At 63.4% G+C, this 19,442-nt stretch carries 19 protein-coding genes; 9 read left to right on the plus strand and 10 right to left on the minus strand.

The window, feature by feature from the left end; translation table 11 throughout:
* Positions 1-35: 35 nt before the first annotated feature.
* Positions 36-929, minus strand: a complete 894-nt coding sequence (gene ubiA / locus OP496_RS05245; RefSeq protein ID WP_280562454.1) for a 4-hydroxybenzoate octaprenyltransferase — start codon at positions 927-929, stop codon at positions 36-38.
* A gap of 32 nt (positions 930-961) precedes the next feature.
* On the minus strand, positions 962-1,510 hold the full coding sequence (locus OP496_RS05250) for a chorismate lyase (RefSeq protein WP_280562455.1): 549 nt from the start codon (positions 1,508-1,510) through the stop codon (positions 962-964).
* A 118-nt stretch (positions 1,511-1,628) separates the two neighbouring features.
* Between OP496_RS05250 and OP496_RS05255 the strand changes: the two genes are divergently transcribed.
* From OP496_RS05255 to OP496_RS05275, 5 genes are all read left to right on the plus strand, one after another.
* Complete coding sequence (locus OP496_RS05255) at positions 1,629-2,789, plus strand: FAD-dependent oxidoreductase (protein ID WP_280562456.1); 1,161 nt, start codon at positions 1,629-1,631, stop codon at positions 2,787-2,789.
* 150 nt (positions 2,790-2,939) lie between these two features.
* A complete protein-coding gene (locus tag OP496_RS05260) occupies positions 2,940-3,212 on the plus strand; it encodes an HU family DNA-binding protein (protein WP_040240342.1) in 273 nt (90 codons plus the stop codon).
* Between the two features lie 91 nt (positions 3,213-3,303).
* Positions 3,304-3,663, plus strand: a complete 360-nt coding sequence (locus OP496_RS05265) for a hypothetical protein (protein WP_280562457.1) — start codon at positions 3,304-3,306, stop codon at positions 3,661-3,663.
* Between the two features lie 109 nt (positions 3,664-3,772).
* Positions 3,773-5,959, plus strand: coding sequence for a YccS family putative transporter (gene yccS, locus OP496_RS05270; protein WP_280562458.1), 2,187 nt, complete (start codon positions 3,773-3,775; stop codon positions 5,957-5,959).
* Between the two features lie 133 nt (positions 5,960-6,092).
* Entirely contained in the window at positions 6,093-6,527 is a 435-nt protein-coding gene (locus tag OP496_RS05275) for an XRE family transcriptional regulator (protein ID WP_280562459.1), read from the plus strand.
* A 32-nt stretch (positions 6,528-6,559) separates the two neighbouring features.
* Here the strand turns inward: OP496_RS05275 and recG are convergent, their stop codons facing one another.
* On the minus strand, positions 6,560-8,641 hold the full coding sequence (recG, locus tag OP496_RS05280) for an ATP-dependent DNA helicase RecG (RefSeq protein WP_280562460.1): 2,082 nt from the start codon (positions 8,639-8,641) through the stop codon (positions 6,560-6,562).
* 8 nt (positions 8,642-8,649) lie between these two features.
* Positions 8,650-9,570: a hydrogen peroxide-inducible genes activator gene (locus OP496_RS05285; RefSeq protein ID WP_280562461.1), complete on the minus strand. Its 921-nt coding sequence runs from the start codon at positions 9,568-9,570 to the stop codon at positions 8,650-8,652.
* Positions 9,571-9,686: 116 nt separating this feature from the next.
* On the opposite strand from OP496_RS05285, the gene OP496_RS05290 reads away from it, so the two are divergent.
* Positions 9,687-10,559, plus strand: a complete 873-nt coding sequence (locus OP496_RS05290) for an SDR family oxidoreductase (RefSeq protein WP_280562462.1) — start codon at positions 9,687-9,689, stop codon at positions 10,557-10,559.
* Between the two features lie 2 nt (positions 10,560-10,561).
* Here OP496_RS05290 and thpR read toward each other — a convergent pair whose 3' ends face one another.
* From thpR to gmk, 5 genes are all read right to left on the minus strand, one after another.
* Positions 10,562-11,110, minus strand: coding sequence for an RNA 2',3'-cyclic phosphodiesterase (thpR, locus tag OP496_RS05295; RefSeq protein ID WP_280562463.1), 549 nt, complete (start codon positions 11,108-11,110; stop codon positions 10,562-10,564).
* Complete coding sequence (locus OP496_RS05300) at positions 11,103-11,492, minus strand: RidA family protein (protein ID WP_280562464.1); 390 nt, start codon at positions 11,490-11,492, stop codon at positions 11,103-11,105. The genes thpR and OP496_RS05300 overlap by 8 nt, the downstream gene beginning before the upstream one ends.
* Positions 11,493-11,641: 149 nt before the next feature.
* On the minus strand, positions 11,642-13,777 hold the full coding sequence (spoT, locus tag OP496_RS05305; protein WP_280562465.1) for a bifunctional GTP diphosphokinase/guanosine-3',5'-bis pyrophosphate 3'-pyrophosphohydrolase: 2,136 nt from the start codon (positions 13,775-13,777) through the stop codon (positions 11,642-11,644).
* A gap of 28 nt (positions 13,778-13,805) precedes the next feature.
* Positions 13,806-14,057, minus strand: a complete 252-nt coding sequence (gene rpoZ, locus OP496_RS05310) for a DNA-directed RNA polymerase subunit omega (protein ID WP_040240363.1) — start codon at positions 14,055-14,057, stop codon at positions 13,806-13,808.
* A gap of 64 nt (positions 14,058-14,121) precedes the next feature.
* Entirely contained in the window at positions 14,122-14,769 is a 648-nt protein-coding gene (gene gmk, locus OP496_RS05315) for a guanylate kinase (protein WP_280562466.1), read from the minus strand.
* A 108-nt stretch (positions 14,770-14,877) separates the two neighbouring features.
* On the opposite strand from gmk, the gene OP496_RS05320 reads away from it, so the two are divergent.
* Together OP496_RS05320 and pyrC are read left to right on the plus strand one after the other, a co-directional pair.
* Complete coding sequence (locus OP496_RS05320; RefSeq protein ID WP_280562467.1) at positions 14,878-16,086, plus strand: MFS transporter; 1,209 nt, start codon at positions 14,878-14,880, stop codon at positions 16,084-16,086.
* A gap of 33 nt (positions 16,087-16,119) precedes the next feature.
* The gene (gene pyrC / locus OP496_RS05325; RefSeq protein ID WP_280562468.1) at positions 16,120-17,175 is read left to right on the plus strand and encodes a dihydroorotase; all 1,056 of its coding nucleotides are present in this window, start codon (positions 16,120-16,122) and stop codon (positions 17,173-17,175) included.
* A gap of 6 nt (positions 17,176-17,181) precedes the next feature.
* Here pyrC and OP496_RS05330 read toward each other — a convergent pair whose 3' ends face one another.
* Complete coding sequence (locus OP496_RS05330; RefSeq protein ID WP_280562469.1) at positions 17,182-17,766, minus strand: histidine phosphatase family protein; 585 nt, start codon at positions 17,764-17,766, stop codon at positions 17,182-17,184.
* Positions 17,767-18,011: 245 nt separating this feature from the next.
* On the opposite strand from OP496_RS05330, the gene OP496_RS05335 reads away from it, so the two are divergent.
* Positions 18,012-19,226 (plus strand): MFS transporter, encoded by a 1,215-nt coding sequence (locus OP496_RS05335; RefSeq protein ID WP_280562470.1) that lies wholly within the window; start codon positions 18,012-18,014, stop codon positions 19,224-19,226.
* The last annotated feature ends 216 nt before the right edge of the window (positions 19,227-19,442 follow it).

The raw sequence follows: 19,442 nt of genomic DNA on the forward strand, positions 1-19,442 counted from the left end.
GTGACAATCGCGTTCTTTACCTATAGTTCATAGCGTCATATAGGCCATAACGCCAGGGCGATGCCCGCGAAGGTCACCAGCCCGGCCCAATGATTGTTGAGGAAGGCGCGGAAGCAAGGGTCGCGCTCACGATAACGAATCAAATAGTGTTGGTAGACGAAAATCGCCACCATGGCGGCCAGCCCCAGCCAGAAGAACCCGCCAAGCGCCAGACGCAGGCCGATCCAGGCGAGCAGCACCACGGTCAGGGCCTGCAACAACCCGATGATCAACCGGTCGGCGCGGCCGAACAGGACCGCCGTGGATTTGATCCCTACCCTGAGGTCATCGTCGCGGTCGACGATGGCGTATTCGGTGTCGTAGGCCACCGTCCAGGCGATGTTGGCGGCCAGCAGTAACCACGCCTCGAGCGGTACCTGGTGCTGAATGGCCATGAATGCCATGGGAATACCCCACGAGAAGGCCGCCCCCAGCACTACCTGCGGGAAATGCGTATAGCGCTTCATGAACGGATAGGTGGCCGCCAGCGCCAGCGCCGCGAATGACAGCAGCACGGTGGGCAGATTGGTCAGGCAGACCAGGCCGAAGGCAATCACCACCAGTATCGTGAAGGTGGCCTTGGCTTCCTTCTCGGAGATGCGCCCGGTGGCCAATGGCCGGTCACGCGTACGCTTGACGTGGCCATCGAAATGTCGGTCGGCGTAATCGTTGACCACGCAACCGGCGGCACGCATCACGTACACGCCGATAACGAAGATCAGCAGCGTGCCGCGCTCGGGTACGCCCTCGGCCGCCAGCCATAGCGCCCACAGCGTCGGCCACATCAGAAGCCAGGTGCCGATGGGGCGGTCCAGACGCGTCAGGCGCAGGAAATCCGGCACGCGGGCCAGGCCGGTGGGGCGCGCGGCGTCGGATGAATCGGCGGACATCGGGCTCTCCTGTGGAAACGTGAATGGTCAGCTTAGCGTGATGACAACGCGAGGTCAGCGTCCATGGCGTCGAGAAAGAACTCCTGGACGAGAATCGATGTACGCCCCAAGCGCAGGACGGAGCGCCGTCCCCAGGGCGCGGCGCGACCGTGTGCCGTGACGAGCGTGGGAGCCGGCGACCGAATGATCTCGATAGGGCCGCGTTCCAGGCCGGGTTGGCGAAACAACCAGCTGCCCAGCGAACGTGTTCCCAGCGACTGCAGCCGCACGCCGTGGAGCGACGTTAGCGGGGCCACCGAACGTGCCGCGACCCACGGTGTTTCGCCCAGCATCAGCATGACCTCGCGCCGCCAGATACGGGCCCGGGGGTCGAGCCCCAGCGCCCGGGCTTCGTCGCGCCGGGGGCGGCTGATTCCCTGAGCGAGCAGCCGTACTCCGAAGGGCTGTGTGCTGGCAGCGCGCAGGCGTGCGGTCAGCGAGTCGCGCGAAGCTACCCAACGCCACCAAGCGGGGCTCATGCGGGGGCGCTGGGCGGCGGCCGGCAGCCAGTGTGGGCTAGCGCTGAAACGGTTGTGTGTCATGCGTAAGATCAGGCTCAAAGTACATTAGTGTATCATGCGTGTACGATGCGTTATTGCAGCGTCCGCGCTGTCGTATCGCCGCGTCGTCACCCTTCTTCATGCGTAGCAAGAGGCGCCAATGAGCGACCCTTTGATCATCGTCGGCAGCGGCATGGCCGGTCTGGGACTGGCCCGGCAGGTACGTGCTCGCGATGCCCGGCGCGCCATCACTCTGATCACTGCCGATAGCGGCTCTGACTATTCGAAACCGCTTTTGTCCACGGGCTTTGCCAAGGGAATGCACCCTGAGCGTTTGGTGATGCGCTCCCCCCTCGAGGTGGCCGATGCGCTTCAGCTGACCATGCGTACGCACACGCGGGTCGATACCATCGACCCGCGAGCGCAGACGCTGGCCATCGGTGCGGAACGCCTGCCCTACGGCGAACTGGTCTTGGCCACCGGGGCAGCGCCCAGCGTGCCCTTCACGGTGGCGTACGACGTGCGCGATCGCGTCTTCACCATCAACGATCTCGACGACTATCGGCGTTTTCATGCCGTCTTGTCGCGCCATGGCGGCACTGCGCGCGTGGCGATCGTCGGCGCCGGACTGGTGGGCTGCGAGTTCGCCGACGATCTGCTTGCCGGGGGCCATCGCGTGGCACTGGTCGCCCCTGAACAAACGCCGCTGACGCGTCTTCTGCCGCTGCCGCTGGGCCAGGTGCTGGGGACCGCTCTGGGCAAGGCGGGCGCCGACCTGCGCCTGGGACGTAGCCTCGCACAGCTCCATCGTGATGACGAGGCAGTCTCGCTGGTGCTCGACGATGGCGAGGTGTTGTCCGCCGATCTGGTATTGATTGCCACCGGCCTCTCGCCGCGTACCGCGCTGGCCGATACCGCCGGGCTCGCCGTTTCCGAGTCCGGTATCCAGACGGATCGTTACCTGGCGAGCGCGCAGCCGGGCATCCATGCATTGGGTGATTGCGCCTGTGTGGCGGGGCTCAACGCCATGTACGTGCAACCGCTGCAGGCCAGCGCCAAGGCGCTGGCGGCGACCCTGACCGGGACGTCGACGCCGGTCGCTTACGGCGCCTGGCCGGTATTGGTCAAGACCCCGTCGTGCCCGGTGGTGTCACTACCGCCGCGCCAAGCACCGGCACGTTGGCGGATCGAGGGCGAGGGCGACGATCTCAGTGCGCTCGCCGAGGATGAAAACGGCCATTTGCTGGGGTTTGCATTGACAGGGGCTTGCGTACGTCGGAAAGTCGAGCTGGCGCGGATCGCCCCGCCGTTGCTACCCTAGCTTGGGTCGTCATGCTGGTGGATACCGGTATGGCGCATCAGGTGGGTAGTGTCAGCGCTGCGCCGATGGCGTGGTGCTCGTTTCGCTCATTGAAAAACAACAAGCGATATCAAAGAGATGTCGTATTCGTTGCCAAACCAGGAGGGCTTTATGCGCAAGCCAGAACTCGCTGCGGCGATCGCTGATCGTGCTGATCTTTCCAAGGACAAGGCCAGTCAGGTCCTTAATGTCATTCTCGATGAGATCACAGGTACCGTTTCCAAGGGCCAGGATGTCTCGCTGATCGGGTTCGGTGCCTTCACCGTCCGCGAGCGTGCCGCGCGCACCGGCAAGAATCCGCAGACGGGCAAGCCGCTGACCATTCCGGCGAGCAAGACCGTGGCGTTCAAGCCCGGTAAGGCGCTCAAGGACGCCGTGAAGTGAGTGATGGCACGGAGTGTTCGGGCCATCTATCCACCGGCGCTCCGTGCAATTGCTTCTCCTTTCCCTTCTTTTTCCAAGTGGCGAGGCGTGCATGAAACTGCGTCTGATGCTGTGGCTGTTGGGTGTCATGCTCAAGCGTGCTCGACGTCGCAATCCGCGTTTTCAGCAAAGGCTCTCGGACATGCAGCGCTTCGATTGGGGCGTCGCCACCGAGGATCTCAGCCTCGCGCGCCATTACCGCATGCGCCCCGAGGCCATCGAGGACGCGCCGAGCTTACCGATCGATCTTGATCTGGAATTGCGCTTTCGCGATGCCCGTGCCGGCGTGGCGTTTCTCAAGCGCCCCACCGCGCGTGCGTTCTTCGACGGTTTGCAAAGCGGTCGTTTGCGTCTGGTCGGTGATTCGCGCGACCTGGATCGGCTACAGGGATTGCTCAAGCACTTGCGCTAGTATCCGCCACACGATGTAAGTCGCCCTGGCTCGGTCGGGTTCGTTATACTAATGTCGTAGTGTCGTGCATTGTACGACTTCCTGGCTTGTTATCGTCCGACCGAGAGATATGCTGCCGACGTCGTTGACTCAACCGCTCAGACGCCTCTGGACTCTCGAGTCCTTTGCTTACAGCTTGCGTGTGTTCATCGCTCTGGCCGGCGTCATGGCGCTGTGCTGGTATCTCGACGACATGGGCAAGTTGATCCCGCTGTTCCTGGGCATCATCGCCAGTGCCCTGGCGGAGACCGACGATACCTGGCAGGGGCGTCTGCAGGCGTTGTTGGTGACCTTGGTGTGTTTCGCCGTCGCCGCAGTGTCGGTGGAGCTGACGTTTGCGCATCCCACGATCTTTGCAGTGGGCCTTGGGGTGTCGAGTTTCGGCATGACCATGCTTGGTGCCGTGGGACAGCGCTATGCGACCATCGCCACCGCGACCCTGATTCTCGCCATCTACACCATGATCAGTCTCGAGCAGCATGGCGGTGTGGCGCTGGGCGAGCTGTGGCGCGAGCCGTTGTTGCTGGTCTCGGGTGCGGCCTGGTACGGGGCGATCTCGGTGGTGTGGTGCGCCTTGTTTTCGCGCCATCCACTCAGGTTGAGCCTGGCGCATGTCTTTCGCGAGCTGGGCGTTTACTTACGCCTCAAGTCGGCGCTTTTCGAGCCGCTGAGAGGGCTGGATATCGAGCAGCAGCGCCTGGCGCTGGCCCAGCAGAATGGCCGCGTGGTGGCGGCGCTCAACCAGAGCAAGGAAATGATCTTCCGACGCCTCGAAGGCCAGCGAGGGGGGCGCAAACTCAATCGCTACCTGCGGCTTTACTTTATCGCGCAGGACATCCACGAGCGGGCGAGTTCCTCGCATTATCCGTATGGGGAACTGGCCGAGGCATTCTTCCATCACGATATCCTCTTTCGCGCCCAGCGTCTGCTCGATCAGCAAGGGCGTGCCTGCAAGGCCTTGAGTCGTGCGTTGCTTCTCGACCGCCCCTTCGATCACGGTCCCAGTGCCCAGGCGCTGGAAGATTTCAACGCATCCCTGAACAACCTGCATGCCCAGGGACGCGACGAATGGCGTGACCTGCTGAGCTCGCTGTCGGCCTTGGCCGATAACCTCGCCACGCTGGAAGACAAGCTGGCTGGTGCCGACAATCCCGATGCGCGAGCCGATCACGAGGACAGCAGTCTGTTCGACCGCTCGCCCCGCGGGCTGCGCGACGTCGCCGAACGTCTCCAGGCACATGTCAGCCTGGCGTCACCGGTGTTTCGCCATGCGCTACGCTTGAGTGTGACGCTGGTGGTGGGCTATGGCTTGCTGCACTGGATTCATCCCACCCAGGGGTACTGGATCCTGCTCACCAGCGTGTTCGTGTGCCGGCCCAATTTCGGCGCCACGCGGCGTTTCCTGCGCCAGCGTATCCAGGGCACGGTGCTGGGGCTGGTCGCCGGTTGGGCGCTGATCACGCTGTTTCCCACCGAGCCTATCCAGGCATTGATCGCGGTGGCCGCCGGCGTTGCTTTTTTCGCCACCCGTGCGCATCACTACACGCTCGCGACGGCCGCCATCACGCTGATGGTGCTGTGCTGCTTCAATCAGGTCGGCGATGGCTTCGTGCTGATCTGGCCGCGTCTGTTCGATACCCTGCTGGGCGCCGCCATCGCGGGTCTGGCGGTGCTGGTGATCCTGCCCGATTGGCAAGGGCGCGGGCTGCACCGCCAGGCGGCAGCGACACTCGAAGCCAGTGCGGCCTATCTGCGCGCGATCCTCGACCAGTACGCGCGTGGCAAGCGCGATGATCTAGCCTATCGGTTGGCACGGCGCAATGCCCATAACGCCGATGCGGCGCTTTCCACGACGCTGGGCAACGTACTGCTGGAGCCGGGACATTTTCGCAAGGACGCTGATATCGGGCTGCGTTTTCTGGTGCATTCGCACACCCTGTTGAGCTATCTCTCGGCACTGGGCGCCCATCGCGGGGCAGCCGGCGCTGCGGGCGACGACAACACGGCGGTGACGGCAGCGGCCGATGATGTGGCCGAGACATTGGCGCGCGTGGCACGCCAGCTCGCTGCGGGCGAAACGGTCGAACCGTACCAGGACATCCTGACGCGGCATGCCGGCTTGCTGGAGGCGTCCGCCGCAGAAGAAACGTGTGATGAACGTCGCTTGCTGCAAAGCCAGCTGGCGTTGATCAGTCGCCAACTCGTCACGTTGAGCGAGACGGCGGGGCGTTTGTCGACCCAGGCCTCGCGTGAATGACGGCGTCGCAGGTAAGTCACTGCTATCTGGGGGTAATCGACGTCACGCAACGTGACCGATAGTGTTGTTCGATCTTCAAAAAAGCAACGAGGTGGTTACGTCGCTTGGGGGCGAGACGTCTTACTGTGCACGCATGGAAGATGCCAAGACCCAATTTGCCCAACGCCTGCGCGAGGCCATGCAACAGGCTGGCTATGCGCCCAAGCCCGCCGTGCTGGAGCGCGAGTTCAATCTGCGCAATCCGGGGCGCCCAGTGACGCTGCACGGTGTACGTCGGTGGTTGCGTGGCGAGACGCTGCCCACTCAGGAAAAGCTCGTGATTCTCGCCGATTGGCTGAAAGTGCCACCGGCAACCTTGCGCTTCGGTGCACCGGTGCAGCACCGCGTCCACGAGAGCGATCATCTGTGGGAAGCGCTGAGTTATCGCGAGCGCGAGACCCTGGAAGCTTTCGCCGGCTTGCCGCCGAGTCAGCGCGCCATTGCCCGCGAGGTCATCATGGCGCTGGCCAAGGCAGGCAAGTGGGAACGTCAGGCCTGTCAGACCGAGGATGACCCCGCGTCGTCATGATGATCGGGGCGCTTGTGTTGCCCGACTGGGCCTCATACCTGCCCGTAATGCCCGGCGTCTTCGCCTAGCCAACGGCGGATCAAGGGCGTGGCGGCCTCCGGCGCCTCGTCGAGCAGTGCGCGCGCCAGGGGGCTGATGGTGTCGAGTAGGTCACGGTCGCGCTCCAGATCGGCGATCTTCATCTGCGCCAGGCCCGTCTGGCGAGTGCCGAGTACCTCGCCGGGGCCGCGCAGCTCCAGGTCTTTCTCGGCGATACGAAAGCCATCAGTAGTATCGCGCATCACGCCCAGGCGTTCCCGCGAGTGCTGTGATAGCGGCGGATGATACAGCAGCACGCAGAAGCTCTCGGTGGCGCCGCGTCCCACGCGGCCACGTAGCTGATGCAACTGCGAGAGTCCCAGGCGCTCGGGGTTTTCGATGATCATCAAGCTGGCGTTGGGCACGTCGACGCCGACCTCGATCACCGTGGTGGCAATCAGGAGATCCAGCTCACCTGCCTTGAATGTCTCCATTACCTCGGCTTTTTCCGCCGCTTTCATGCGCCCGTGCACCAGGCCGATGGCCAGGTCGGACAGCGCCTCACCGAGGTGCTCATGAGTCGCCTCGGCGGCCTGGCAGGTCAAGGCGTCGGATTCCTCGATGAGCGTGCACACCCAGTAAGCCTGATGGCCCTCGGCGCAGGCGCGGCGAATGCGCTCGACCACCTCGGGGCGACGCTCGTCGGGGACTGCCACCGTCTTGACCGGCGTGCGTCCGGGCGGTAACTCGTCGATCATCGACAGGTCGAGATCGGCGTAAGCGCTCATCGCCAGTGTGCGCGGAATCGGTGTGGCGGTCATGATCAACTGATGCGGCGTGAGGCCCCCGGCTTCGCCCTTCTGGCGCAGCGCCAGGCGCTGATGAACGCCGAAGCGGTGCTGTTCGTCGATGACTGCCAAGCCCAGGCGCTGAAAGTGCACGTCGTCCTGAAACAGCGCGTGCGTGCCCACCGCGACCTGGATACGGCCATCGGCGATGGCCGCCTTGGTATCTAGGCGTGCCTTACCCTTGAGCTTGCCCGACAACCAGCCGACTTCGATGCCCAGCGGCGCGAACCAATCGCGGAAGTTACGATAATGCTGCTCGGCGAGGATCTCGGTAGGTGCCATGATGGCCGCCTGACAGTCACCGGCGATGGCCGCCAGTGCTGCCATGGCGGCGACCACGGTCTTGCCGGAGCCGACGTCGCCCTGGACCAGGCGCAACATGGGGGTGGCGCGCTCCAGATCGTGGCCGATCTCGTCGAGGACACGGCGCTGCGCGCCGGTCAGTGAGAATGGCAGCTGGGTCAGGAAACGCGCCTGCAGGCTACGCCCGCCGCCCAGTGCGGGCGCGCTGTCGGTCTGGATGCGCAGGCGCACCTGTCGCAGGCTGAGCTGATGGGCGAGCAGTTCTTCCAGCGCCAGACGTTGCTGGGCCGGATGGCGCCCTTCGGCGAGACGTTCCACCGGCGCCTCGGGGGGTGGTTCGTGGAGGTAGCGCAGCGACTCGAGCAGCCCCGGCAGGCGAAAGCGTTGGCGCAGGGCACCGGGAATCCAGTCCGGCAATGCGTCGGGCGCGGCGTCGAGTTGCTTGAGTGCCTGCTGGACCAGGCCGCGCAGGCGTGGTTGGGTCATCCCCTCGGTGGTGGGGTAGATCGGCGTCAGGTGTTCCTCGACCGGGGCATCTTCCTGATGCAGCAAACGGTACTCGGGATGATAGATCTCGAGGCCCGTAGCGCCGGCGCGGGCTTCGCCGAAGGCACGCACGCGCAGGCCACGCGTGAATTGCTGTTGCTGTGCGGGCGAGAAGTGGAAGAAGCGCAGGCTGAGAATACCCGAATCATCCTTGAGACGCACCAGCAGGCTACGCCGCCGTCCTTTGACGATATCGGCAGCGGCGATATCGCCCTCGACCACGGCTTCGGTGCCGGCGCGCAGCGTGCCAATAGGCGTGATACGCGTACGGTCCTGATAGCGCAATGGCAGGTGAAAGAGCATATCGGCGATGCTGGCGATGCCCAGCCGGGCGAGCTTGGCGGCCAGCGCTTCGCCCACGCCGGTGAGTTCGCTGACCGGCGCATCCATAGCCTTCATGTCAGTGCTCATGCCGCCTGGATACGCTGTTGTTGGCACGTCTCGATGGCCTGGGTCAGGGCATCGATGGCCTTGGGCCTGGGGAAACTGGCACGCCAGGCGATGGCCACCGTACGGCTGGGCACGCTATTGGCGAAGGGCCGGCTTTCGAGAAGCCCCGATTCATAATGGCCGGTGCCGATGGCCGATTTGGGGAGCACCGTGATGCCCAGTCCCGAGGCCACCATGTGGCGAATGGTTTCCAGCGAACCGCCCTCGGCGATCAAGGTGTTACCGGGATTGTTGAGTTGATTGTTGATGGCGGGGCAGGCCTCGAGAATCTGGTCACGAAAACAGTGTCCCTCGCCCAACAGCAGCAGCTTTTCCTGGAGCAGCTCTTCCTTGGCGATAGCGGTCTTGCGTGTCCATGGATGGCCGGCGGGTAACAGTACTTCGAAAGGCTCTTCGTAAATCGCCTTGGTCAGCACATCCGGCTCGGTGAACGGCAGGGCGACGATCACGGCATCCAGTTCACCGCTGCGCAGTTTGCGGCGCAAGTCCCCCGTCAGACCCTCTTCGATGTACAGTGGCATCTGCGGGGCATGATGCGACAGCTCGGGAATCAGGTGCGGAAACAGGTAAGGTCCGATGGTGTAAATCGCCCCGATGCGCAGTGGGCTCGCCAGTTGGTCCTTGCCTTCGGTGGCCATTTCCTTGATGAGGCCGGCTTGTTCCAGCACCCGATGCGCCTGAGCGACGATCTTCTCGCCTAGCGGTGTGACCTGTACGGTGGATTTGGAACGCTCGAACAAGGCGATGCCCAGCTCGTCTTCTAACTTCTTGACGGCCACCGAAAGTGTGGGCTGGGAAACGTAGCAGCGCTCGGCAGCGCGCCCGAAGTGGTGCTCTTGAGCCAAGGTTACGATATAACGAAGTTCTGTTAGAGTCATAGTCTGGGCCTTTTCGGGCCTCCTGGGCACGCGATGGATTCACTAAGGTATTCGATGCAAGGGACTTTTTGCCAAGGACTTTTTATCAAGGACTTTTACCAAGAGGCTAGGGAAAGGTGAAGAAAACGACTCTGATTATTGGTTGCGGCGACATTGGTATCCAGCTAGGTAAGCGGCTGATCGACGCTGGCCAACGGGTGATCGGCGTGCGCCGCCAGGTCGCGCCGCTCGCGGAAACCGGCATCGAGGCCTTGGCACTGGACGTTACGGACACCACGGCACTGGCACGCTTGCCTGACGCAGATACCGTCGTCTATATCCTAAGCGCTGCGCGCTTCGACGAAAACGCCTATGCCGAAGCGTATCCCAAGGGGCTCAAGGCCGTGCTCGGCGAACTCGAGACGCGAGCCACGTCGCCCAAGCGCGTGTTTTTCGTCTCCTCGACCAGCGTCTATGCCCAGCAAGCGGGCGAAATGGTCGACGAAACCTCCGAGACTGCGCCCACCGGATTCTCGGGGCTGCTGATGCGCGAGGCCGAACAAGCGCTGCTCGATCACTCCATGCCTGGCACCGTGGTACGCTTTTCGGGGATCTACGGCCCGGGGCGCGATCGATTGATTCGCCAGGTCAAGGAAGGGCGCGTCGCGGCAGCGAACCCGCCGATGTATTCCAACCGCATCCATCGCGACGATTGCGCGGGTGTGCTGGCGCATTTGATCGCTTTGAGCCTCGATGACAAGCCGGTGGAGGCGCTTTATCTGGCCAGTGACTGCGAGCCGACGCCTTTGCATGAAGTGATGACATGGATGGCTGGCAAGCTCAAGGTCGAGCTCACCGAGACCATTCAATCACCGTTGCGGCGACGTGCCAGCAAGCGCTGTGACAACTCACGCGTGCGCGACAGTGGCTATCGCTTTCAGTATCCCACTTTCCGTGAGGGCTACGCCGAGGTGATCGAAGCACAGCGGCAGGCGCCCGAGTCCGTTTGAACCTACTCGTTTGCCGGCGTCGCAGAACTCTCGGCCAGCACCCGATAGACGGGCCGCGTGCCGTCGAGAATCGACTCGACTAGCGTCAGTCGCATCAACGGCCAATTCCATTCGGGCGCCTCGAGCATTGCGGGTGGCGCCTTCTTGGTGTGGCGCAGTAGCGTGATGTGAGGTCGGAAGTCATGTGAAGCTGGCAGTGACCGGCCACTGGCTTGCAAGGCCTCGCCAAGACGTGCGCGCCACAGGTTCAATGTGGGCGTCGGCGGCCCGCCGAGCCATGCCAGGCGCGGTTTATAGAAATAACCGTAGCGGTCGAGCGTCCACTCGCCCGCAGGCAGCGTCAGGCGCTCGGTCAATATCTGCAGGGCCGCAATCTCCGCCGTGGGCACATTCCCTAGAAACCCCAGCGTTAGATGCAGGTTGTCGATAGCCGGCGTGCGCCCCCCGCAATGGCGTTGGAGGCGCGACGCCAGTGACGCCAGACGCTCGCGCAGGGCGGCGTCGGGCCAGGCGGCGAAGAACACACGCCGCGTGGTGCGCCTCTCAATCACCGAGGACCATGACGGCTTCGGCTTCCACCTGGCTGCCTTTGGGCAGTTCCCTGACGCCGACTGCTGCGCGGGCCGGATACGGGGCCTGGAAGTACTCTTCCATGATCTGGTTGACCACGGCAAAGTGGCTAAGATCGGTCAGGTAGATATTGAGCTTGACGATGTCCTGTAGCGAGCCGGCAGCTTCCTGGCAGACGGCCTGCAGATTGGTGAAGACCTGGCGCGCCTGGGTGTCGATATCCTCGGCGACGAGCTCCATGTTACCGGGGTCCAGCGGGATCTGCCCGGATATGTATACCGTGTTGCCGGCCTTGATGGCCTGCGAGTAGGGTCCGATGGCGGCCGGCGCCTGTTCGGTATTGATGACGGCTTTGTTACTCATGGCATGGCTCCTTGTCATTATGCGTGTGCGCATTGCGATGGACAAAAATAACGACGCCGCCGCGTCCGCATGGGCGGGCGCGCCGGGCATCGTAAAAACGAAACGACCGACCCGCCGCTCTGGTGGGCGGCAGGTCGGTCGCCATGGTGTCAACTGCGAACGCGAGTGATCTTGCCGACGTGGGGCAGGTTGCGCAGTCGTTTCATGATACTTGCTAGATGCACGCGGTCGTGGACGGCCAACGTCAGGTTGACGATCGACAGGCGTGCATCGCGTTCCTCAATGCCGATGCGTTCGATATTGGCACCGGCATCGGTCACCAGGCCGGCCAGTTCGGCGACCAGGCCGCGCCGCGTCTCGACATGCAGGCGCAGCGCCACCGGGAAATCTTGATCGATCTGCTGCGACCACTCCAGAGCGAACAGCTTGTCGGGGTCGCCGCGCAGTTCCTGCAGGTTACCACAATCGTGGCGGTGTACCACGATTCCCTTGCCGACCGAAAGATGACCGACAATGGGATCGCCGGGCAGCGGATAACAGCAGCGCGCGAAGCTGATGATCATGCCCTCGGCACCGTTGATCACGATCGGCATTCCGGAATGCGACGCCGTGGCGACTTCCTCGGCGGTTTCCGGGGCGTTACATTCCAGCAGGCGGCGCGCGATGACGTAGGCCATGCGCGTGCCGAGCCCGATCGATTCGAGCAGATCGTCCTCGTGCCTGAAATCGAGTTCTTCGAGTACCGCCGTCAAGCGATGCTCGGGCAGCTCCTCGAGGCTGGTCTCGAAGGCGCTCAGTGCACGGTTGAGCAAGCGCCGTCCCAACTGCACGGACTCGGTGCGCTGCTGATGCTTGAGGGCGTGACGGATCGCTGAGCGCGCCTTGGCGGTGACCACGAAGTTGAGCCAGGCCAGGTTGGGGCGGGCACCGGGCGCGGTGATGATCTCCAGCGTCTGGCCGCTTTCCAGGGTTGATGACAGCGGCGCCAGATGGCGGTCTATGCGGCAGGCGATGCAGCTGTTGCCGATATCAGTGTGCACGCTGTAGGCAAAGTCCACGGCCGTGGCGCCGCCAGGGAGCTCCATGATGTCGCCTTTGGGCGTGAATACGTAGATATCGTCGGGGAACAGGTCGTTCTTGACGTGTTCTATGAACTCCAGGGAGTTGCCAGCGTGGCGCTGCATCTCGAGCAGCCCGCGGACCCATTCGCGGGCGCGCGCATGGCTGCCGGCGCCGATCGGGCGCTCGGTCTGGCCGGCTTTATAAAGCCAATGCGCGGCGATACCGTTGTTGGCCATCGCTTCCATCTCGCGGGTGCGAACCTGCACCTCGATGGGCATTCCTCGGGGGCCGAACAGCGTGGTGTGCAGGCTCTGATAGCCATTGGCTTTGGGGATGGCGATGTAGTCTTTAAAGCGCCCCGGCACCGGCTTATAGAGATTGTGCACCGCGCCGAGAATGCGGTAACAGGTGTCGACGTCATCGGTAATGATGCGAAACCCGAATACGTCCATCATCTCGGCGAAGGGTTTGCGCTGGTCGCGCATCTTGCGATAGATCGACAGTAGATGCTTTTGGCGGCCCACCACGCTGCCGCCCAGCGCGTCGTCATCGAGGCACTTCTGCAGACTGTCCTGAATCTGGCGCATCATCGAGCGGCGATTGCCGCGCGCCTTGGTGACCGCACGCTTGATGCGCTCGGCGCGCATCGGGTGGATCGCCTGGAAGGAAAGATCCTCGAGTTCGACGCGAATGGTATTGATACCCAGGCGTCCGGCGATACGTGCGTAGATTTCCAGCGTCTCGCGAGCAATGCGGCGCTTCTTGTCGGGGCGCAGGGCACCCAGCGTGCGCATGTTGTGCAGGCGGTCGGCGAGCTTGACGATAATCACCCGAATATCGCGCGACATCGCCATGACCATTTTCTGGAAGTTCTCCGCCTGGGCGACTGCCTTGTCTTCGAAGGTGATCTGGGTCAGCTTGGAGACCCCATCGACCAGTTCGGCCACGGGGTCGCCGAATTGCTGGGTCAACGCTTCCTTGGTCACGCCGGTATCTTCGATGACGTCATGCAGCATGGCGGCCATCAGGCTTTGATGGTCCATGTGCATGTTGGCGAGGATATTGGCAACCGCCAGCGGGTGCGTGACGTAAGGCTCGCCGGAGCGCCGCCGCTGGCCGTCATGGGCCTGCTCGGCGTAGTAGAAGGCGCGCTTGACGTGCAGAATCTCCTCGGGGGGTAGATAGCCGCCGAGACGGTCCGCGAGATCGTCGATGGTGAACATAGCGCGCGCCTTCGAGAATTGAGAGAACTTAGTCGTTGTACTCTCGCTCGGGACGCGGCTTGGGAGCGGGCGGATCGACGACTTCGTCGAGGACGTTGACATCGACCAGGCCGGCCGCGATTTCGCGCAGTGCCATGACCGTGGGTTTATCGTTTTCCCAAGCCAGTTGGGCATCGCGCGAGCCGCGAGCGAGCTGACGTGACCGCTGCGTGGCGATCATCACCAACTGAAAACGGTTATCGACGTTGTCGAGGCAATCTTCTACGGTAACGCGTGCCATGAGTGTGAACCCTGATCGAGAAATAAAAACGGCGTAAGCCGGACCTGCGGAAGGACCTTCGAGTCTACTCGACGTCTTCCACGCGTGACAAGAGCGCCGCCAGCAGTGGCGCGTGAGCTTTCCGGGCCCGCGTCACGCGAGTGCGCTCGGCATGCACCAGGCAGCTCAGTTCGTCGAGCGCATGGGCGAAGGTGTCGTTGACGATGATGTGTTCGTATTCGGCGTAGTGTGACATCTCGTCGATCGCATCGCGCATGCGTCGGGCGATGGTTGCCTCGTCATCGGTGCCGCGCCCCGAAAGTCGCGCGTGGAGTGCTTCCCGGGAAGGCGGCAGGATGAACACCGAGACCGCCTCGTCGAAGGCCTCGCGCACTTGGCGGGCACCTTGCCAGTCGATTTCCAGAACCACGTCCTGGCCGGCGTCGAGCAGGGCCTGCACGGCGGCCCGCGAGGTGCCGTAGTAGTTGTCGAAGACCCGCGCATACTCGATGAAATCGCCGCTTTCGATCAGGCGCTCGAAGGTCGTGACGTCGACGAAGTGGTAGTTGACGCCGTTGTGCTCGCCGGGGCGCATGTCGCGCGTGGTGTGCGAGACGCTGACCTGGATGCCCGCGATGCGTTCGAGCAAGGCGCGTACCAGGCTGGTCTTGCCCGCGCCGGAAGGCGCCGAGACGATGTAGAGTGTCCCTTTTGACGGAAGCTGAGTGGGCATGGGGCGTGTCCGATTGAGCCGCTTCTGGGGAAACGAGCATTATCGCATACACTTTGTGTCCTGCCGACATCGCGCAGGGCGCGCGCCACCTGACAAGGAACCTTTTACATGTCCCCTACGGGTATGTCACCCAATGAATCGACGACGCGGCTGGGTTTTGCCGGGGTCGCCTTTGCGTTTCTCGTGACCATGCTGGGCACGACGTTGCCGACGCCACTCTATCCGGGCTATCAAGCGACCTTCGGTTTCTCGCAGCTCGTCATCACGGTGATCTTCGCCGCCTATGCCGTAGGCGTCATCGCCGCGCTGTTGATCACCGGACGCTGGTCGGATCAGTTGGGGCGCCGTCCGCTACTGTTTGCGGGTTTGGCGGCAGCGGCGCTTAGCGATGTCATCTTCCTGGCGTCCGAGGGGCTTTCCACGTTGCTGGCCGGGCGCGTGTTATCGGGGATCTCGGCTGGTATCTTTACCGGCACGGCGACAGTGGCCGTGGTCGAGTCGGCGCCCGAGGCTTGGAAGCGCGCGGCGACCTTCGTCGCGACCGCCGCCAACATGGGGGGCCTGGGTTTGGGACCGGTCGTCGCGGGCGCCTTGGGTGAATACGCCGTGTGGCCGTTGCATCTGGCGTATGCCGTACATCTGGGGCTTTTGGCGATCGCCGTGCTGGGCGTCGCCGTGGCATCGGAAACCGTGACGCCCCCGCCCCGGATTCGCCTGCGCATACAGCGCCTGAAGGTGCCCGCCGAGGTGCGCGGCGTGTTCGTGCCGGCGGTGATCGCTGGGTTCGCCGGCTTTGCGGTGCTGGGATTTTTCACCGCCACCGCACCAGCCTTCATGAGCCAGGTGCTGGGGCATGCGAACCTGCTGGCGATCGGTCTGGTGGCTGGCTGTGTGTTCTTCGCCTCGACCCTGGGACAGCTCGTGCAGGGGCGTCTGCCCGAGGCGCATCGCTTGCCGCTGGGATGCGGCGTGGTGATCGTCGGCGCATTGACCGTCGGGGCCGGATTGGCGTTGGTGACGCTGGCGGTCTTCCTGCTGGGAGCGCTGATCGTCGGGTTGGGTCAGGGCATTGCCTTTCGCGCCGGGCTGGGCGCCGTGGCGGCGGCCTGCCCGCTGAATCAGCGTGGCGCGGTGACCTCGACCTTCTTCGTGATCGCCTATGTGGCGATTTCGATTCCCGTGGTGGGCATCGGTCTAGTGGCGCGACTCGTCGGCCTTCAAGCCACCGGGGTGGGATTCGCCATCGGTGTCGCCGCGCTGGCGGGCATCGCTTTGGTATCATTGCAGCGTCAGCGTGCCGCCACGGCGGTGCGTTAAGCGTTCTTTCCGTCAGCGTCCAGGAGCCTGAGCATGTCCGAGTCCCCCACCCGTCTTCGCCTCCGCCGTCCCGACGACTGGCATCTTCACTTGCGCGACGACGACGTGATGCGCCTGGTACTGCCCGCCACCAGTCGGGTCTATGGACGGGCCATCGTGATGCCCAATCTGATGCCGCCGATCACCACGCTGGCGGCAGCCGAGGCCTATCGCGCGCGCATTCTCGAAGCAGTGCCGGCGGGTCATGATTTCACGCCGCTGATGACCTGCTACCTCAACGAGAGCGTCTCCGCCGAGACACTCAAGGCGGGTCATGCCAGTGGCTTGCTGACGGCGGCCAAGCTCTACCCGGCCAATGCCACCACCAATTCACAGCACGGCGTCAAGCAGGTCGCGGACATCTACCCGCTGCTCGAGGTGATGGAGCGGATCGGCATGCCGCTGCTGGTACATGGTGAGGTCACGCGCGGCGAGATCGATATCTTCGATCGCGAGAAGTATTTCATCGACGAGGTGATGATCCCGCTGCGCCAGCGCTTTCCGGCGCTCAAGGTGGTGTTCGAACACATTACCACCGGTGACGCCGCGCAATACGTCTTGGAAGGCGATGCCAACCTGGCCGCAACGCTGACGCCGCAGCATCTGGCGCACAACCGCAACGACATGTTGGTGGGTGGTATTCGTCCGCACCTGTATTGCCTGCCGATCCTCAAGCGGGCCGAGCACCAGCGGGCGTTGCGCGCGGCGGTGGCCAGCGGTCATCCGCGATTCTTCCTGGGCACCGACTCGGCGCCGCACGTGGTCGCCGCCAAGGAAACGGCCTGCGGTTGCGCCGGGGTGTTCAACGCCCAGGCGTCGCTGTCCGTCTATGCCGAAGTGTTCGAAGAGGAAGGTGCGCTCGAGCATTTCGCGGCATTCTGCTCGGAGAACGGGCCGCGCTTCTATGGCCTGCCGCTCAATGATGAGGAGATCGAACTCGAACGTCGCCCCTGGACGATGCCCGAGCGTACCGCCGGCCATGGGGAGACGCTGATGCCCTTTAAAGCCGGCGAGACGCTGGCGTGGTCGGTCAATGCCGGACGCGAGTGACGCGCATCAGGTTGTCGTCGACAGGTGCGGCAAGTGCGCCATGTCTGGCTCACGCAGTGGGCGGATCTCCCAGCCGCGTGTTCCGTATGGCGCCACCCATTGCGGCACGGCGTTATCGGTGCGCGGCCCTTCCGGCGTGCCGCTGTCGAGATAGCGGATTACTCGGATCAGCCCGGAATGGCCGACGATCAGTGGCGTCTCGTGCTCGACGAGCAGGGCATTGAGCGTGGCGATGATGCGGGTCACGAAATCCGCCCAGCTTTCCCCGCCTTCGGGCGAGAGCAGGTAAGGCATCGTCTCGGGAATGAGCTGCTCTTCGTGCTCGCCCCAATGGCGTTCCTTGAGCCCACCGATCAGACAATGCGGGGCACGCCCGGTGGCGAGTTCGGCCGTGCGTCGGGCACGCTCCAGGGGGCTGGCGACGATCAATGGCCAGGCGACGTCGCTGAGCAGCACCGATGCCTGGCGCGCTTCCTGTTCGCCTTGCGCAGTGAGAGGGACATCGCGCTGGCCGGCGATCCGACGGCTCAGGTTACTGGTGCTCTGGCCATGGCGCAGAAAGACGAAGGGGCGGCGAATCAGCTCGGGCATGGCGATGGCTCCATGGAAATCCTATATCGATCCTATCAGGCCAAACGCGGCGGAGCGCGTGCAATGTGGCATCGTCGTCGATAAACGGAGAAAAGAGGGCCTGTATTTTAGACTTAAGTCTAAATCTGAGATAATTGATCGCTTCGGCCTACAGGTTGCGAATTAGGGCGCGACACGTTGTCTTCGGGGCACGTTCTTCTCGCCACGTTCCTCACGATCAGTACCTTAAAGACAGGAAATTGCCCATGAGCGCATCCACAGACGCGTCGACGCCTTCTGGCGCCGCTCACCCACGCCTGGCGGAGTTGGCCCTGGCGCTGGGCGGCTTCGGTATCGGTACCGGTGAATTCGTCATCATGGGATTGATGAGCCGCGTTGCTGACGATCTTCAGGTGGCGGTTCCCGATGTCGGCTATGCCATCAGCAGTTACGCGCTCGGCGTCGTCGTCGGCGCGCCAATCATCTCGGCCCTGGCGGCACGGCTGCCCAAGCGGGCATTGCTGATCGGGCTTATGCTGCTATTCGCTCTCGGCAACTTTGCCAGCATCATGGCGCCGCATTTCGGTATCTTCGTCGGGTTACGCTTCATCGCCGGCCTGCCGCACGGCGCGTACTTCGGCGTCGCGGCGCTGGTGGCGGCCGCAGCGGTGCCCGTCGATCAACGCGCCCGAGCGGTGGCGCGCGTCATGACCGGGCTGACTGTGGCGATTCTGGTTGGTGCACCGTTGGCTACCTGGGTGGGCAATATGATCGGCTGGCAGGCGGCTTTCGCCGGTGTGGGCGGCATCGCGCTGCTGACGGCGCTGATGGTGCGCCTATGGGTGCCGTATCAGCCCGCCGATCATAAGGCCAGTCCCAAGCGCGAGTTGAGCGCGATGATCAAGCCGCGTGTGCTGTTCACGCTGGGCGTGGCCTGCTTCGGATGCGGCGGTATGTTCGCAGTGTTCAGTTATGTCATGCCCACGCTTACCGAGCAGGCCGGCATGGCTGAGTCGCTGGGGCCGTTGGTGCTGGCGATTTTCGGGGTGGGCACCATCCTGGGTAATTTCGCCGGTGCGCGTATCGCCGACTGGAACCTCCTGCGCGGCATTCCGATCATCCTGCTGTGGGTGGCATGCGTACAAGGTGGCTTTTACTTCGCCGCCAACTCGGTGTGGACAGGCTTCTTGTTCGTAGCGCTGGTCGGGACCAGCATGGCCGTCGCCCCCGCCATGCAGACGCGGTTGATGGACGTCGCTGAAGACGCCCAGACCATGGCCGCCTCGCTCAATCACGCCGCTTTCAACATGGCCAACGCGCTCGGCGCCTGGTTGGCCGGCGTGACCATCAAGGCGGGTCTGGCGTGGTCATCCACCGGCCTGGTGGGCGCCTCGCTCGCCTTGTTGGGCATCGCGATCTTCGCCACCGGTCGCTGGCTGGAAAAGCGCGAAGCGTTGCAGCAGCCCGCCACCTCGTCATAAGGCAAGCCGCGAGTGGCGTGTGTACGTCGCTTGCGGTTGCCACACTCCTCGAATTACGGCTTTCTCGATGAGCTTAATTTTTCGGCAACACTTAAGTTTTTTCTTATTTTTTACGATAATTATTGAGAAGCTGTGTCATCCCGCTGCATCGCAAGATAAGTATTCTTGTGATGCGGCAGGGAATGGGCCAGTGAAACCACCAGAGTGGACGTCGTG

It is taken from the genome of Chromohalobacter sp. 48-RD10, from assembly GCF_029889785.1.
Classification (GTDB): Bacteria; Pseudomonadota; Gammaproteobacteria; order Pseudomonadales; family Halomonadaceae; genus Chromohalobacter.